This window comes from Vibrio sp. 947 (assembly GCF_033339115.1).
GTDB classification, from domain to species: domain Bacteria; phylum Pseudomonadota; class Gammaproteobacteria; order Enterobacterales; family Vibrionaceae; genus Vibrio; species Vibrio alginolyticus.
In genome coordinates this window covers 83,410-99,363 of record NZ_JAWOTX010000015.1, presented here as the reverse complement: position 1 = coordinate 99,363, position 15,954 = coordinate 83,410, and the positions used below count along the sequence as shown (strand labels likewise).

The following is a 15,954-nucleotide window of genomic DNA, read 5'->3' as shown; positions in this document are numbered from 1 at the left end:
TGTGAGAAAAAATGGGCGGAAATTGTACGGTATTTGCCACGAAATCGTTAGCGTTTTTGACGAACGCTTTTAAAGTGCTCACACACTTCTTTGATCGCGTTCAATGTGCGTGGTGTCGGACGGTTAATCCAATCAGAGTTTAGGGACCAGATGTGTTTGTTTTTAAGGGCAAGAAGCTCATTACTCCACTCAGCCCACATACCATCGTTACTCATTGCGTGACGAGAAGTAAAAATAACCTCTGGCTGGCGAGTAATGACTTGCTCGATGCTAACTTGAGGATAAGGCGCGCTAGATGCGGCGAAAATGTTCTCACCACCGCAAAAAGTAAAGACTTCACTTGGCCAGTTCTTTCCAGCGACAGTGATGATAGGCTTTTCACTCAACTGATAAAAGTAACTAACTTTCTCGTTCGTGTTGTACTGTTCTTTTAGTGTACTCAGCTGCGTTCTAAAATCTTCAGCGGCCTTTTTTCCTACTTGTGGAGTTTCGCTGTATTGGCTGAGTTGCTCGATATTATTGGCGATATCTTCTAATGAACCTGTAGTGGAGTAATAGATAGGAATACCGAACTGTTTAATTTTCTCCAACTCTTTAGCGGGGTTTCCGGCTGGCCAAGCAATCACTAAGTCCGGTTGAAGAGCAATAATGCGCTCTAATTTAATTCCTTGATAATTTGAGACTCTTTCTAGCTGCTTTGCCTGTTCTGGATAATCGCTCATTTCGCTGACAGCAACAAGCTGGTCTCCTAGCCCTGCTGCAAAGGCAATTTCGGTGGCATGTGGAGCTAAACTTATAATGCGTTGAGCGGGTTGAGCGAAGGTCGCTGTCGAAACAAACAGCGTTAATGCGAAGCATAATTTATTCATCATAATCCTTGATAAATTATTCCTAAAAGCAAACTTTGGATTGCGATCCAAGCCAGGACGCGCCAAACGAGCAGCGTATGTATTTGTGAAAGGTGAATCGCCGATGGCGCAATGCGCCCACCGATTTTTGCGCGCTCTGCACGCACACCTTGATAGATAGCAGGGCCGCATAAAGACAGTTGTAGTTTGTGTCCGATAGTACATAACACCCAGCCAGGTCCTGGTAAGGACCAAGATTTCGCTTGCTGTTGTATTCCAGAGAGCACATTACTTGTATTCTTTCCGGCAGCTAAAAGTATGGCAAAGAGACGAAGTGGAATAATATCCAGAGTAGCAACCAGTTGAATCACAGGTTTACCAAACGGCAAATATTGGCGTCGGCTAGGGGACCACACTCGCGCTAATTCTGTTGTGAGTCGATACATTAACGCACCAATGCCACCTGTTAGTGCGTACCAAAATAGCACACCGATCACGTTGCGGCTGTATCCCATAATCAGGGTTTCTGAGCCAGCTTTACCTATGCCAACGATCGAGAGGCTACCAGTATCGCGATTAAGGTATGGTCTCAGTAATGCTCGACACAGAGCTTTGTCTTCCGAAGACATACTAGTTACGAGCTGTTTCGTTAACGTTTCGCTGTTGCGCCAGTCTAGCGCAAGGATCAATAGAACCAGTTCATATAAAGGGATTTGCCAAACAAATGGCTTTACTGCAATCAGTAATATCAAACAAGGAAACAGCATCAAGCCTAGTGCAAGACTGCCTGAGATTACACTCTGTGAGTAATTGTGATTATTGTTCACTTTGTTGGCTAGCTGTTCTGCTAGCTTTCGCCATAAAGTGATGGGGTGCGCTGAATGGGGGATTGGCACTAGAAGGTGCAAGAGCAGTGCGCCCCACATTATAAGGAGCGCACCGTTGGCATAAAATGACTGAAAAACTTCTTCCATGAATGAGTCGTTTACTTAATGAGTTCCAGCATTTTGAATACCATTTCGGAAGAGCTTTTTGCTGCTAGAGGTAGAAACTCATCAAAGCTCATTGGTGATTCTTTATCAGCGACATCAGAGATTGCACGCACAACAACAAACGGTGTGTTGAATTGGTGACAAGTTTGAGCGATAGCAGATGCTTCCATTTCTACAGCGATAACAGACGGAAAGTGTTTACGAATAAACTCTTGACGCTCAGCAGTACAAACAAACGCATCGCCAGTACAAATTAGGCCGCGAACCGCATGAGTGTTTTCCATTTGTGCTAGGGCTTTTTCTGCTAAGTCCATTAGCTTGTCATCCGCTTTGAATGCAGCTGGTTGACCGGCCATTTGGCCAATTTCATAACCAAAAGCGGTTACGTCTGCATCGTGATGACGAACTTCTGTAGAGATAACTACATCGCCAAGGTTTAAGCTTGAATCGAAACCGCCAGCAGAGCCTGTGTTAATCACAACGTCTGGTTGGTATTCATCAAGAAGGATTGTCGTGCCCACTGCCGCTGCAACTTTACCGATGCCCGATTGTAGTACGACGACTTCGACATCGTTAATTTGACCAGAGAAAAACGTACAACCTGCTTTATTTACAGTTTTGCAGTTTGTAATTGCTTGCTTCAGGATGGTCACTTCTTGTTCCATCGCACCGATGATACCAACTTTCATAACACTCTCTTTAGGTAAATATTTTAGTTGGCCGAGAGTATAGCACTCCCCGTTGGCAGTTTTCTATTTGATGAGCTTAGCTTGAGTGAGCTTTTGTCGTAATTGATCGGCGCGCTTTCTGTTTACGCCAAAGTCAGAGTAGCCCACACGAGATTCCGAGCGCACAATCAGTTGGTCTCCTGCTATTTTTAGTTCGAGGTCATCCACGAAGCGCATGATTTTAGATGTGCACTCGATACGAAGGTAGTTGCTTTCTTTCACCGCGGTTTTCGCGCCTGGCAGTTCAAGCGCAACTTGCTCAATAGCGTCGATGTTCGCTGAATCAACTAAGATAAATGGCGTTAGGTTGTATTTTTCTCGCGTGTCTTGGGTGGAGACGCAGTTTGGTTTGTCACCACAAGGTGATTGAGAACGATCCGTCATGGTTGTGACTCCTTGGCTACAAGCGGTTAAGCCGAGCAAAGTAATGGAAAGGAGAGCGGCTTTTTTCATTGTATTTACTCTTATAATTTTGTTTCTAATTATATGGATACAAAAGAAAAAGGATCCAATAACAGGACCCTTTTTGAGACGTTAACAGTGATTAAACTTCGAGGTAATCGAGAATGCCTTCTGCCGCTTTTCGTCCTTCATCAATTGCGGTTACAACAAGATCAGAACCTCGTACCGCATCGCCACCCGCGAAGATCTTTTCGTTGCTGGTCTGGAATTGGAACTCTTGCTTAGCAGGGGCTTTGATACGACCCCATTGATCCAAATCGACATCAAACGGAGCTAACCAGTCCATTTTGTGTGGCTGGAAACCAAACGCCATGATCACGACATCTGCAGGTAGAACATGCTCGCTGCCTTCTACTGGCTCTGGACGGCGACGACCTGCTTCATCAGGCTCACCGAGGGCGGTTTTAACCACTTTAACCCCTGAGACTTTGCCTGACGCATCCACTTCCACTCCCAAAGGTTGAAGGTTGAACATGAACTTCACGCCTTCTTCCTTTGCGTTTTTTACCTCGCGACGAGAGCCCGGCATGTTGGCCTCATCACGACGATAAGCACAAACTACGTTGGAGGCACCTTGGCGAATTGAGGTACGAACGCAGTCCATTGCTGTATCACCACCACCCAGTACGACGACTTTCTTTCCTGCCATATCGATAAAGGGTTGGTTACTCTCAAGATCCATGACTTTGTAGGTGTTCGAAACTAAAAATGGCAGCGCGTCATACACACCCGGCGCATCTTCATTATCTAGACCTGCACGCATGTATTTATAGGTGCCAACGCCCAAGAAAACAGCATCGTATTCATCAAGTAGCTCTTGCATTTGGACATCTTTGCCTACTTCCATGTTCATGCGGAACTCGACGCCCATTTCAGTGAACACACGGCGGCGGTTTTCCATCACGCCTTTTTCAAGCTTGAATGAAGGAATGCCGAAGGTCAGAAGGCCTCCAATTTCAGGGTAGCGGTCAAACACGACGGGCTTAACGCCATTGCGCACTAGGATATCTGCGGCAGCCAAGCCAGCTGGGCCTGCTCCAATGATTGCGACCTTTTTATCGGTCCACTCCACCTTGGACATATCTGGCTTCCAGCCCATTTCAAACGCTTTGTCGGTAATGTACTTTTCTATGTTACCGATGGTGACGGCACCAAAGTCATCATTAAGCGTGCATGAACCTTCACATAGGCGGTCTTGAGGACAAACGCGCCCACATACTTCCGGTAGGCTGTTGGTTTGATGCGATAGTTCAACCGCTTCAAGAATACGACCTTCATTGGCAAGTTTTAACCATTGAGGGATGTAGTTGTGGACTGGGCATTTCCATTCACAATATGGGTTGCCACAATCTAAGCAGCGATCCGCTTGTGCAGTCGCCTGTTGTTTAGTGAACGGTTCATAGATTTCAACGAACTCGATCTTACGAACTTTGATAGGCTTTTTCGCAGGATCTACACGCTGCACATCGATAAATTGATAAACGTTCTGGCTCATGATTCAAACATCCTCCATGATTACTGTGCTTGAACACGCAGCTCTGCGGCACTGCGGCTCTGGTGACCAAGTAGCGTGCGAAGATCTGCCGCTTGTGGTTTCACCAAATAGAACTTTGGAATCCATTCATCAAAGTTCGCCAAAATATTTTCAGCATGACTCGACCCTGTTTCTTCAAGGTGTTCCGCAATTAGGCCACGCAAATGTTCTTGGTGGATGTAAAGATCGGACAATGAGATGGCTTCGACAGACTCAGTATTAACTCGACCTTCAAAGCTTTGGTTCTCATCCAGAACATAGGCAAAGCCTCCAGTCATACCCGCGCCAAAGTTCACACCTGTCGCACCAAGAATGGCAACAATACCGCCAGTCATGTACTCACAAGCGTTATCGCCAGCACCTTCAATGACGGCTATCGTACCTGAGTTTCGTACGCCGAAACGCTCACCTGCTTTACCGGCTGCAAATAGTTTACCGCCGGTCGCGCCGTACAGACAGGTGTTACCAATGATGGTTGCTTCATTACACTTAAATGCAGTGCCAAGGTGAGGTTTGATAACCACTTTACCACCCGCCATGCCTTTGCCCACGTAGTCGTTCGCATCGCCCGTGAGGTAAAGCTCTACACCACCTGCGTTCCAAACACCAAAGGACTGGCCTGCGGTGCCGTCAAGATAGATTTTGATAGGGGAAGCCGCCAACCCTTGGTTGCCATAGCGTTTTGCTATTTCGCCAGATAAGCGTGCACCAACAGAACGATCAGTGTTGATGACATTGTAGAAGAAACTTGCCGATTGACTGTTTTCGACCGCATGCATGGCATCATCAACGATCTTTTGGTTGAGCTCAGCTTTATCAAACGGTTTGTTTGGCTCTGTCCAAAATAGCGGATGGCCCTCAGGTGATACTGGAGCTTCTAGAATATTGGATAGATCCAGCTTGGTCTGTTTCGCTGTAAATCCCTCTACTGCCTCAAGTAAATCGGTACGACCAATCAAGTCCGTCAGCTTTTCAACGCCAAGTTCGGCGAGTAATCCGCGCACTTCGTCTGCCAGGCCGATGAAGTAATTCATCACCATTTCTGGTAGACCTTTGAAGTATTCTTTACGCAGTGTCTCGTCTTGAGTCGCAACCCCAGTTGCACAGTTGTTGAGGTGACAAATTCGTAGGAACTTACAACCCATAGCGACCATTGGCGCAGTACCAAAACCGAAGCTTTCTGCACCTAAAATTGCGGCTTTAACTACGTCTAAACCAGTCTTTAGACCACCGTCTACCTGTAAGCGGATCTTATGACGCAGACCATTAGCAACCAGTGCTTGTTGTGTCTCTGCCAACCCCAACTCCCAAGGGCTACCAGCGTATTTTACCGAAGTTAATGGGCTTGCTGCGGTACCACCGTCGTAACCCGAAATGGTAATAAGATCAGCGTAAGCCTTGGCTACACCCGTTGCGATGGTGCCGACACCTGGCTCGGAGACGAGTTTTACCGAAACCAGCGCATTCGGGTTGACTTGTTTAAGGTCGAAGATCAGCTGGGCCAAATCTTCAATCGAATAGATATCGTGATGCGGAGGAGGGGAGATCAGAGTCACGCCTTGTACCGAATAACGCAGTTTTGCGATTTCTGCGGTGACTTTGTGTCCTGGTAGCTGTCCACCTTCACCCGGTTTCGCACCTTGTGCCACCTTGATTTGCAGTACATCCGCATTAGTCAGGTAATGCGGCGTTACACCAAATCGGCCAGAAGCAATCTGTTTGATACGTGAGTTACGCTCAGTACCGAAACGGCGAGGATCTTCACCGCCTTCACCCGAGTTAGAGTAACCACCAAGACGGTTCATCGCCGTTGCAAGTGCTTCATGCGCTTCTGGGCTAAGTGCGCCAATGGACATTGCCGCTGAGTCAAAGCGTTTGAACAGTTCAGTGCGTGGTTCTATTTGCTCAAGTGGCAGCGGTGAGTCTGATTTTTTCAGCGACATTAAGTCACGCAGCATGGCAACAGGGCGTTGGTTTACCTGCTTAGCAAAGCTCTGATAGTCGTTACTTTCGCCAGATTTAACGGCCTGTTGCAGCGTGCCGACGACATCCGGGTTGTAAGCATGATATTCACCTCCATGGACGTACTTTAACAAGCCGCCATGATCAATCGATTTGCGTTTCGCCCATGCTTTACGAGATAAGTTTGTAAGATCTTGCTGGAAGTCGTCAAAATTCGCGCCTTCAATTCGAGTTGTGACGCCTTTAAAACACAGATCGACCACATCTTGGCTCAAGCCAACTGCTTCAAACAGTTGTGAGCAGCGGTAAGAGGCGATGGTTGAGATCCCCATTTTCGACATGATCTTATACAGGCCTTTGTTGATGCCGTATTGGTAGTTTTGCATCACATCGCGGTAGTCTTTCTCTAGTGCTTTATCATCAATCAGTTTACCTAACGCTTCATAAGCAAGGTATGGGTAAACCGCAGTAGCACCAAAGCCAAGCAAGACAGCAAATTGGTGTGGATCACGGGCTGTTGCGGTTTCGACAACAATGTTGGCATCGCAACGCAAGTTCGCGTCAATCAGACGAGTTTGAACGGCGCCGACTGCCATTGCTGCCGGAATTGGCAACTTACCTTTGACCAAGGCTCTGTCCGAAAGCACCACTAAAACCGTGCCTTCACGAACGACTTGCTCTGCTTGCTCACACAGATCATTAATGGCTTGTTTAAGATCTTTTTGTTGTGGGTCGTAGTTGATATCGAGAATGGTATTACGGTAATGATCGTCACTCAGCTCTAGTAGTTGCTGCATGTCTGAATAGAGCAGTACTGGAGAATCAAAGGTTACACGATGCGCGTGGCCATCGGTTTCACAGAAGACATTCATCTCCTGGCCGATGCTGGTCGCTAGCGACATGACGTGTTTCTCACGCAGCGGATCGATTGGTGGGTTGGTGACCTGCGCGAACTTCTGACGGAAGTAATCAGTCACCAAGCGCTCTTTCGAAGAAAGAACCGCCATCGGGGTGTCATCACCCATCGAACCGACGGCTTCTTGCCCCATATCACCGAGGACACGCAATACTTGATCGACTTCTTCATTGCTCATGGCAAACTGCTTTTGATAAGTCTTAAGCAAGTCTTCATCAAAGCTACGCTCACCTACTTGATCTTCAGGCAGCTGAGAGAACGGTGTTAGTTTGCGAACGTTGTTCTCCATCCATTCGCGATAAGGGTGACGAGATTTCAGGTCATTATCGATCTCGCTAGACTGCCAAAGCTTACCTTTACGAGTGTCGATGACGAGCAATTCCCCCGGACCTACACGACCTTTTTTGGCAACTTCATCTGGGGCGTAATTCCAAATCCCTACCTCAGATGCCAGAGTGATCAACTTGTCTTTGGTAATTACATAACGAGCTGGACGCAGACCGTTTCGGTCTAGGTTACAAGCAGCATAACGACCATCGGACAGTACGATACCTGCTGGACCATCCCATGGTTCCATGTGTTTGGAGTTGAAATCGTAAAACGCACGCAAATCCGGATCCATGTCAGGGTGGTTTTGCCATGCTGGCGGCACAAGCATACGCATGGCACGGAAGATATCCATGCCGCCAGCTAAAAAGAGATCTAGCATATTATCTAAGCTAGACGAGTCTGATCCTGTCTCGTTCACAAACGGTGCTGCAGTTTGTAGGTCAGGCAGCAGTGGTGACGAGAACTTATAAGCACGAGCGCGTGCCCATTGTCGGTTACCTTCAATGGTATTGATCTCACCATTATGAGCAAGGTAGCGGAACGGTTGAGCTAATGGCCAACGCGGTTGAGTGTTGGTAGAGAAACGCTGGTGGAACAGACAGATAGCAGATTCCATACGTAGATCGGCAAGATCAAGATAAAAGCGCGGTAAGTCCGCAGGCATGCATAGGCCTTTGTACACCAAAACTTGAGTCGACAAGCTACAGATGTAGAAATCCGGATCTTCGGTGATTTGTTTCTCGATGCGACGGCGTGCGATGTAGAGACGACGTTCAATGTCACGCTCGCGCCAACCTGCCGGTGCAGAGATAAAGACTTGCTGAATATTTGGAAGCGAGTTGGCCGCAATTGGACCGAGTACTTCTGAATTAGTTGGTACTTCACGCCAACCAGCCACAGTTAGCGTCTCTTGCGCCAGTTCTTTGTTGACGATGTCTTTAGCGAGTTGAGCTTTGACTGGATCTTGGTTGAAGAAAATCATCCCTACGGCGTATTGCTTGCCAAGGTTGAAACCATTTTCTTCGGCAATAAGACGTAAATAGGAATCGGGCTTTTGTAATAGAAGACCACAACCATCACCAGTTTTACCATCGGCGGCGATACCACCACGGTGAGTCATGCGGTCAAGTGCAGAAATTGCTGTACGTACCAGCTTGTGGCTTTGTTCGCCTTCCATATGCGCGATCAAGCCAAATCCACAGTTGTCTTTCTCAAGACTTGGATCATAAAGAGCCATTGCAATTCTCCCTTTGCTTATCCGTCATCCCGACAGATATATCAACACTGCTTACGTTGATATCGATGACTAACTATGCGTCATCTTTATAGCTTTATGTATAATTATTCAGTAAAAGTTGTGAAATATTTAACATTTTTTGAGTGTTTTATTTTCATCAACTTCACAAGCTATAGCTTATTGTAAAAAAGGTCAAGTTATTAGTGGATCATCACGTGAATATACGATTTACCATTTAATAAGCTAAAATAGTTTAATAATTTCAAATAGATAGAAAATTGATTGTTACAAAAAAGTAACATTTGATTCTGTGGGAGATAAAAAAGACCAGCATAAAATGCTGGTCAAAATAGAAAGATTGGAAGGAATTGTTTTCTTTCTTCACCGATAGCCATCGATATTGCTGATGGCTATTAGGCAATTGAAAGAGCGAAGCATGACTGCTTCGTTAAGCAGAAAGCATCAGTGAATCTGCTTTTGCTTCTAGGTTTGTGCCACCCATTAGGTAATCATCGATAGCACGGGCACATTCGCGGCCTTCATTGATACAACGAACCACCAAAGATTGGCCTGTTCGCATATCACCAGCAGCAAATACACCTTCTTGGTTTGTAGCAAAACCTTGAGTTGCTACGTTACCACGATCATCTAGCGCGATATCCAGTTGAGCAAGTACGCCCGTTGGTTCAGGATGAAGGAAGCCCATCGCTAGGAATGCCATATCACATGGAATCACCCGCTCGCTGCCTTCAACTTCTTTAAAGCCTGGACGCTCGCCAGGTTTCGCCTCTTCCCAAACGATATCAGCCAAACGAAGACCAGTAACTTCACCTTTGTCGTTACCGATGAACTCTTTAGTTAGGATGTTCCAGTGACGATCGACACCTTCTTCATGAGAGGTCGAAGTACGTAGGATCATCGGGTACTGTGGCCAAGGCATATTGGCAGGACGCTTTTCTGGTGGAATCGGCATGATTTCCACTTGAGTTACACTTGCTGCGCCGTGACGGTTTGATGTTCCCACACAGTCTGAACCCGTATCACCACCACCGATAACCACAACATGTTTACCCGCAGCGTGAATTTCTTCCGTTTTCAGGTCCATGTTATTGGCGCGACGGTTGTTTTGACCTAGGAATTCCATCGCGAAGTGAACGCCTTTTAGTTCACGACCCGGAACGGGCAAATCACGTGGAACCGTTGAGCCACCGGTTAGTAGAACCACATCGAACTCTTGACGCAATTGTTGAGCATTTACATCAACACCGACGTGTTGGTTTACTTTAAACTCAATGCCAGCTTCTGCCATTAGATTGATCTTGCGATCAATGACTTCCATGCTCAGTTTAAAGTCTGGGATACCAAAACGTAGCAGACCGCCCACTTTCTCGTCTCGCTCGAATACCGTCACAGTATGACCAGCGCTGTTTAGCTGCTCTGCTGCCGCAAGGCCAGCAGGACCTGAACCAATGATCGCAACGGTTTTGCCAGTGCGAGAGCGTGGTGTTTTTGGTTTGGCGTACCCTTCACGATACGCCGTTTCTACGATGGTTTTCTCGATATTACAGATAGTGATTGGATCTTGGTTGATGCCAAGTACACAAGCACTTTCACACGGAGCAGGGCAAACACGACCAGTGAACTCTGGGAAGTTATTGGTTGAGCTTAGAATGTTCCAAGCTTCTTCCCAGCTATCACGATAAACCGCATCGTTAAACTCTGGGATGATGTTACCGATAGGGCAGCCGTTATGACAAAACGGCACACCGCAATCCATACAACGAGAAGCCTGAGTATTGATCTTGTCACCAAACTCCTCGTTCAGAACGAACTCTTTGTTGTTCTTGATGCGTTCAGCTGGGTCGATCTTCTGTGGTAGTTCACGACCATGCTCTAAAAATCCAGTAGGCTTACCCATTATACGGCCTCCACTTGAGTTTCGTTTCCTTGAGACTGTGCTTCAGCTTTACGTTTTTGAAGAACCGCTTTGTAGTCACGCGGCATTACCTTAACCATAGAGGCTAGGCTTGCTTCAAAGTTGTCTAGGAAAGACTGAGCGACTTCACTTCCTGTGAATTGAACATGCTTAGTTAGCATGTCGAGTAATAGATCTCTGTCTTCTTGCTCGATTGGATCTAGGTCTACTAGCTCTGGGTTCAGTTTTGACTCAAAGTCACCTGATTTATCCCATACGTAAGCCACGCCGCCACTCATACCTGCGGCAAAGTTACGACCTGTTGAACCAAGGATGATGGCTGCACCGCCCGTCATGTATTCACAACCGTGGTCACCGACGCCTTCTACTACTACTTTCGCGCCTGAGTTACGAACACAGAAACGTTCACCAGCCATACCGCGAATGAAAGACTCACCCGAAGTTGCACCGTAGAAACACACGTTACCAACCACGATGTTGTCTTCCGCGACAATGCTTGATTTCGCATCTGGGTAAAGTACTAAGGTACCGCCAGATAAGCCTTTACCCCAGTAGTCGTTCGCGTCGCCTTCCACTTCAAACTTCACGCCCTTAGCGAGGAATGCACCGAATGACTGACCCGCAGAACCTTTGAACTTCACGTTCATTGGCTGAGGTAGACCGGCATCTTTGTACACTTTCGAGATTTCGTTCGACAACATGGTACCTGCAGAGCGGTCCGTGTTAACGATAGGGAACTCGGCATTCACCGCTTCGCCTTTCTCGAGTGCAGGAATCGCCGCTTGAATCAGCTTGCGGTCTAGCACTTCTTCTAGGTTGTGGTTCTGCTGAGCTTGGTTGAATACACCATCAGCTTCACGTGGTTGCTCAACGTGGAGAACAGGAGACAGATCTAGGTTCTTGTATTTCCAGTGAGAAATGTCTTGGCGGATCTTCAGTTTCTGACCTTGACCGACCATTTCATCGATAGTGCGGAAGCCAAGCTCAGCCATGATTTCACGTAGACCTTGTGCCATGTATTGGAAGAAGGTAACGACGTCTTCTACGCGGCCATCAAAGCGCTCGCGAAGCGTCTTGTTCTGAGTCGCGATACCAACAGGACAAGTGTTCTTATGACACTTACGCATCATGATACAACCTTCAACCACTAATGCTGCGGTTGCTACGCCCCATTCTTCTGCACCAAGTAGTGTTGCCACTGCAAGGTCGCGAGGTGTCTTCATCTGACCATCTGCTTGAACCACGATACGGTTACGTAGACCGTTCTTCAGTAGCGTTTGGTGCGTTTCTGCCAAGCCAAGTTCCCAAGGAAGACCGGTATGGCGGATTGAAGACATTGGTGATGCACCTGTACCGCCGTCGAAACCTGCGATTAGTACAACGTCCGCTTTCGCTTTCGCTACACCAGAAGCGATCGTACCTACGCCTGCTTCTGATACTAGCTTCACGTTTACACGGCCTGCGCGGTTCGCGTTCTTCAAGTCGTAGATAAGCTGAGCCAAATCTTCGATTGAGTAGATATCGTGGTGTGGTGGTGGCGAGATAAGGCCAACGCCCGGAGTCGAGTGACGCGTTGCACCGATCCAGTCATCTACTTTATCGCCTGGTAGCTGACCACCTTCACCTGGCTTCGCACCTTGAGCCATTTTGATTTGCAGCTCTTCAGCGTTAGTTAGGTAGTAAGAGGTTACGCCGAAACGACCTGAAGCCACCTGCTTGATTGCAGAGCGTTCCCAATCGCCGTTCTCTTTGCGCTCGAAACGCATTGGGTCTTCACCACCTTCACCAGAGTTCGATTTCGCGCCAAGACGGTTCATCGCAACTGCCAGTGTGGAGTGTGCTTCGTAAGAAATAGAACCGAATGACATTGCACCTGTCGCGAAGCGTTTCACGATGCTTTCAATTGGCTCGACTTCATCGATAGAGATAGAGCCTGCTGGGTTTTTAATGAACTCAAGTTGGCTACGCAGAGTTACCGCGTTGTCACCTTGCTTATCTACTGCAGTCGCGTATTGCTTGAACTGATCGTAGTTCTTGTTGCGCGTAGACTCTTGCAGTAGAGAAATGGTTTCTGGGTTGAATAGGTGCTTCTCACCACGCTGTTTCCATTGGTAAACACCACCAACATCCAGCATTTGAATTGGGATTTCGCGTTGTGGGTAACCGATGCGGTGACGAATAAGTACTTCTTTGGCGATATCATCAAGGGTGAGACCTTGGATACGAGAAACTGTACCTGTGAAGTATTTGTCTACCACTGATTTGTGGATACCCAACGCTTCGAAGATTTGCGCGCCGTGGTATGACTGTAGCGTAGAGATACCCATCTTCGAGAAGATCTTCAGAAGACCGCCATTAATCGCTTTACGGTAGTTGTTGAACAGATCACGAGGGTTCGCTTCTGGATCCAACTTCTTCGTACGTTGAAGTTCAATGATGGTTTCAATCACTAGGTAAGGGTTAACCGCATTCGCACCGTAACCAAGTAGCGTTGCAAAGTGGTGCGTTTCACGCGCGTCACCAGTTTCAACCACGATGTCACACTTCGCACGTAGACCTTTACGGATCAAGTGGTGGTGTACCGCACCAACTGCCAGCATTGCTGGGATCGCCGCGTGGTTTGAATTCACTGCACGGTCAGTGAGTAGGATGATTGAGTAACCATCGATAACCGCGTCTTCTGCGTATTGGCAGATACGTTTTAGTGCACGCTCAAGCTTGCCTTGATCTTCATTGGCTTGGAACACGATATCCAGCGTCTTCGCTTGTAGGTGCTCGTTATCGATCGCACGCAGCTTTTCAAGCTCTGAGTTGGCTAGAACAGGTGATTCCAATTCTACTTTCTGACAGTGAAGTGGTGTTTCAGTCAGAAGGTTTTGGTCTTTACCCAAGTAAGTGTTCAGCGACATAACCATACGCTCACGGATCGGGTCGATCGGTGGGTTAGTTACCTGTGCAAACAGCTGCTTGAAGTAGTTTGAAAGATGCTGAGATTGATGAGATAGAACCGCAAGAGGCCAGTCGGCACCCATTGCTGATAATGGCTCTTTCGCATCATTCGCCATTGGAACGATGATTTCGTTCACTTCTTCAGTGCTCACACCGAAAGCTTGTTGGCGGTGTAGCAAACGTTCTGGAGAAGGTTGGCTGAACTGGTTGCTCGCATCTGGCAGCTTCTTCAAGCTCAGTAGGTTTTCTTCTACCCATTTCTCGTAAGGCTGTGCCGTTGCGATGGTGTCTTTCACTTCTTCATCGGAGATGATGCGACCTTGCTCTAGATCTGCAACGAAGATACGACCTGGTTGTAGACGACCGCGGAACTCTACGTTCTCTGGTTCTATATCCACAACACCAGATTCAGATGCCATCACTAGGAAGTTGTCTTTGGTCACGGTGTAGCGAGAAGGGCGCAAACCGTTACGGTCTAGTGTCGCACCAACTTGAACACCATCAGTAAAACATACTGAAGCCGGGCCATCCCATGGTTCCATGATGTTCGCGTGGTATTGGTAGAACGCGCGACGTTTAGGATCCATGTTTTTGTTTTCTTGCCATGCTTCAGGAATCATCATCATCAATGCGTGTGGCAGGCTGCGACCAGACAGAACTAGGAGCTCAAGTGCCATGTCAAAGTTAGATGAATCCGAGCTGCCTTCCTGACAGATTGGAAGAAGCATGTCGATTTCAGCCTGAGTGAACAGGTCTGATTCTAGGATTGCTTCACGGGCTTTCATCCAGTTCAAGTTACCGCGAACTGTATTGATTTCACCGTTGTGGGCAATGTAACGGAAAGGCTGTGCAAGACGCCATTTCGGGAAGGTATTGGTAGAGAAACGAGAGTGTACCAGTGCCAGTGCAGTCACCATGGTCGGGTTTTGCAGATCAAGGAAGTACTGCGGTACTTGCTCGGTCGTTAACTGACCTTTGTACACCAATGTCTTGTAAGACATAGAGTTAATGTAGAAGTCGTCACCAATGTTCGAAACGCTTTCTAGGCAAACACGTACAGTGTAGTTACGAAGCACGTACAGTTTGCGTTCTAGTTCTTCAGGTGTGATGCCAGGGCCACCAGAGATAAACACATGCTCAAACTGAGGCTCTGTGCTTAGTGGGTCTGCACCAATCATTGAGTTATCGGTTGGCAATACGCGGTAGCCGATAACTTCAAGATCTAGACGTTGTGCGTTACGTTCTAGAATGTCACGGCATTGCTCGCGTTTGTATTCGTCTTTCGGGAAAAGAACGACACCAACACCATACTTTTCAAACGAAGGCAGTTTAATGCCTAGCTTAACGGCTTCTTCTAATAGGAATTCATGAGGTTTTTGTAGCAAGATACCCGCACCATCACCGCTGCATGGGTCACAACCTTGACCACCACGGTGTTCCATGCGAGCCAGCATATCCAATGCTTGAGTCACTACTTCATGAGATTTACGGTTTTTAAGGTGAGCAACAAAACCGATACCACAAGCGTCATGCTCCAGTTCCGGAGTGTACAGACCCTGTGGATTTTGCTCTCTATCTACCATAGATACATCCTTCCAGTTCAATGTCGACGCAAAAGTACCGGGCAGCAAATACTACCTAGACTATTGATTACGTCTTGTCCTTTATATTTATTATCGCCACCGATCTAGGTTGACCGGTCTTGATTCCTTTCCGTATCTCGCAGGAAAAGTTTTGCGAGAAAAACAATCCTTGGTGGTATCCCTTTATTTATTATCACTATCTAGTGATTTATATAGGTAGGAGTGGGATAACACCGACAAATCCCGCAGTGTGCTTTGTAATAAAAGTCACAAAAATAACGGGGTTGTGTAAGTATCCTACAATTTTGTCACTTCAGAATGCAATGAAAAACTCGGCGTTGTGACCCAATTTTTTCGTTTAATTATGCATTTTTAGTTTAACATTTACGCAACATGAACGATTTTTGTCTTTAATTATGCAAGTTTATTGATTTTGACCCGCATAATGGGTGTTTGAATTGATTAATATTGTGTGTT

At 47.1% G+C, this 15,954-nt stretch carries 8 protein-coding genes; all 8 read right to left on the bottom strand.

Going from position 1 to position 15,954, the window contains the following annotated elements; genetic code table 11:
* Positions 1-47 precede the first annotated feature (47 nt).
* The 8 genes from btuF to gltB (R7Q39_RS18305) all read right to left on the bottom strand — a co-directional run bounded on the left by btuF (position 48) and on the right by gltB (R7Q39_RS18305) (position 15,477).
* A complete protein-coding gene (btuF, locus tag R7Q39_RS18340) occupies positions 48-869 on the bottom strand; it encodes a vitamin B12 ABC transporter substrate-binding protein BtuF (RefSeq protein ID WP_053350209.1) in 822 nt (273 codons plus the stop codon).
* Entirely contained in the window at positions 869-1,822 is a 954-nt protein-coding gene (locus R7Q39_RS18335) for a cobalamin biosynthesis family protein (protein ID WP_182015949.1), read from the bottom strand. Before R7Q39_RS18335 ends, btuF begins: the two co-directional genes overlap by 1 nt.
* 11 nt (positions 1,823-1,833) lie before the next feature.
* The gene (gene mtnN, locus R7Q39_RS18330; RefSeq protein WP_005381837.1) at positions 1,834-2,529 is read right to left on the bottom strand and encodes a 5'-methylthioadenosine/S-adenosylhomocysteine nucleosidase; all 696 of its coding nucleotides are present in this window, start codon (positions 2,527-2,529) and stop codon (positions 1,834-1,836) included.
* Positions 2,530-2,592: 63 nt separating this feature from the next.
* The gene (locus tag R7Q39_RS18325) at positions 2,593-3,021 is read right to left on the bottom strand and encodes a DUF1499 domain-containing protein (RefSeq protein WP_158159559.1); all 429 of its coding nucleotides are present in this window, start codon (positions 3,019-3,021) and stop codon (positions 2,593-2,595) included.
* 91 nt (positions 3,022-3,112) lie between these two features.
* Positions 3,113-4,525 (bottom strand): FAD-dependent oxidoreductase, encoded by a 1,413-nt coding sequence (locus R7Q39_RS18320; RefSeq protein WP_005381833.1) that lies wholly within the window; start codon positions 4,523-4,525, stop codon positions 3,113-3,115.
* 20 nt (positions 4,526-4,545) lie between these two features.
* Positions 4,546-9,009, bottom strand: coding sequence for a glutamate synthase large subunit (gene gltB / locus R7Q39_RS18315; protein ID WP_033906097.1), 4,464 nt, complete (start codon positions 9,007-9,009; stop codon positions 4,546-4,548).
* A 448-nt stretch (positions 9,010-9,457) separates the two neighbouring features.
* The gene (locus tag R7Q39_RS18310) at positions 9,458-10,927 is read right to left on the bottom strand and encodes a glutamate synthase subunit beta (protein WP_064353628.1); all 1,470 of its coding nucleotides are present in this window, start codon (positions 10,925-10,927) and stop codon (positions 9,458-9,460) included.
* On the bottom strand, positions 10,927-15,477 hold the full coding sequence (gene gltB / locus R7Q39_RS18305; RefSeq protein ID WP_318076519.1) for a glutamate synthase large subunit: 4,551 nt from the start codon (positions 15,475-15,477) through the stop codon (positions 10,927-10,929). The genes R7Q39_RS18310 and gltB (R7Q39_RS18305) overlap by 1 nt, the downstream gene beginning before the upstream one ends.
* Between the last annotated feature and the right edge of the window lie 477 nt (positions 15,478-15,954).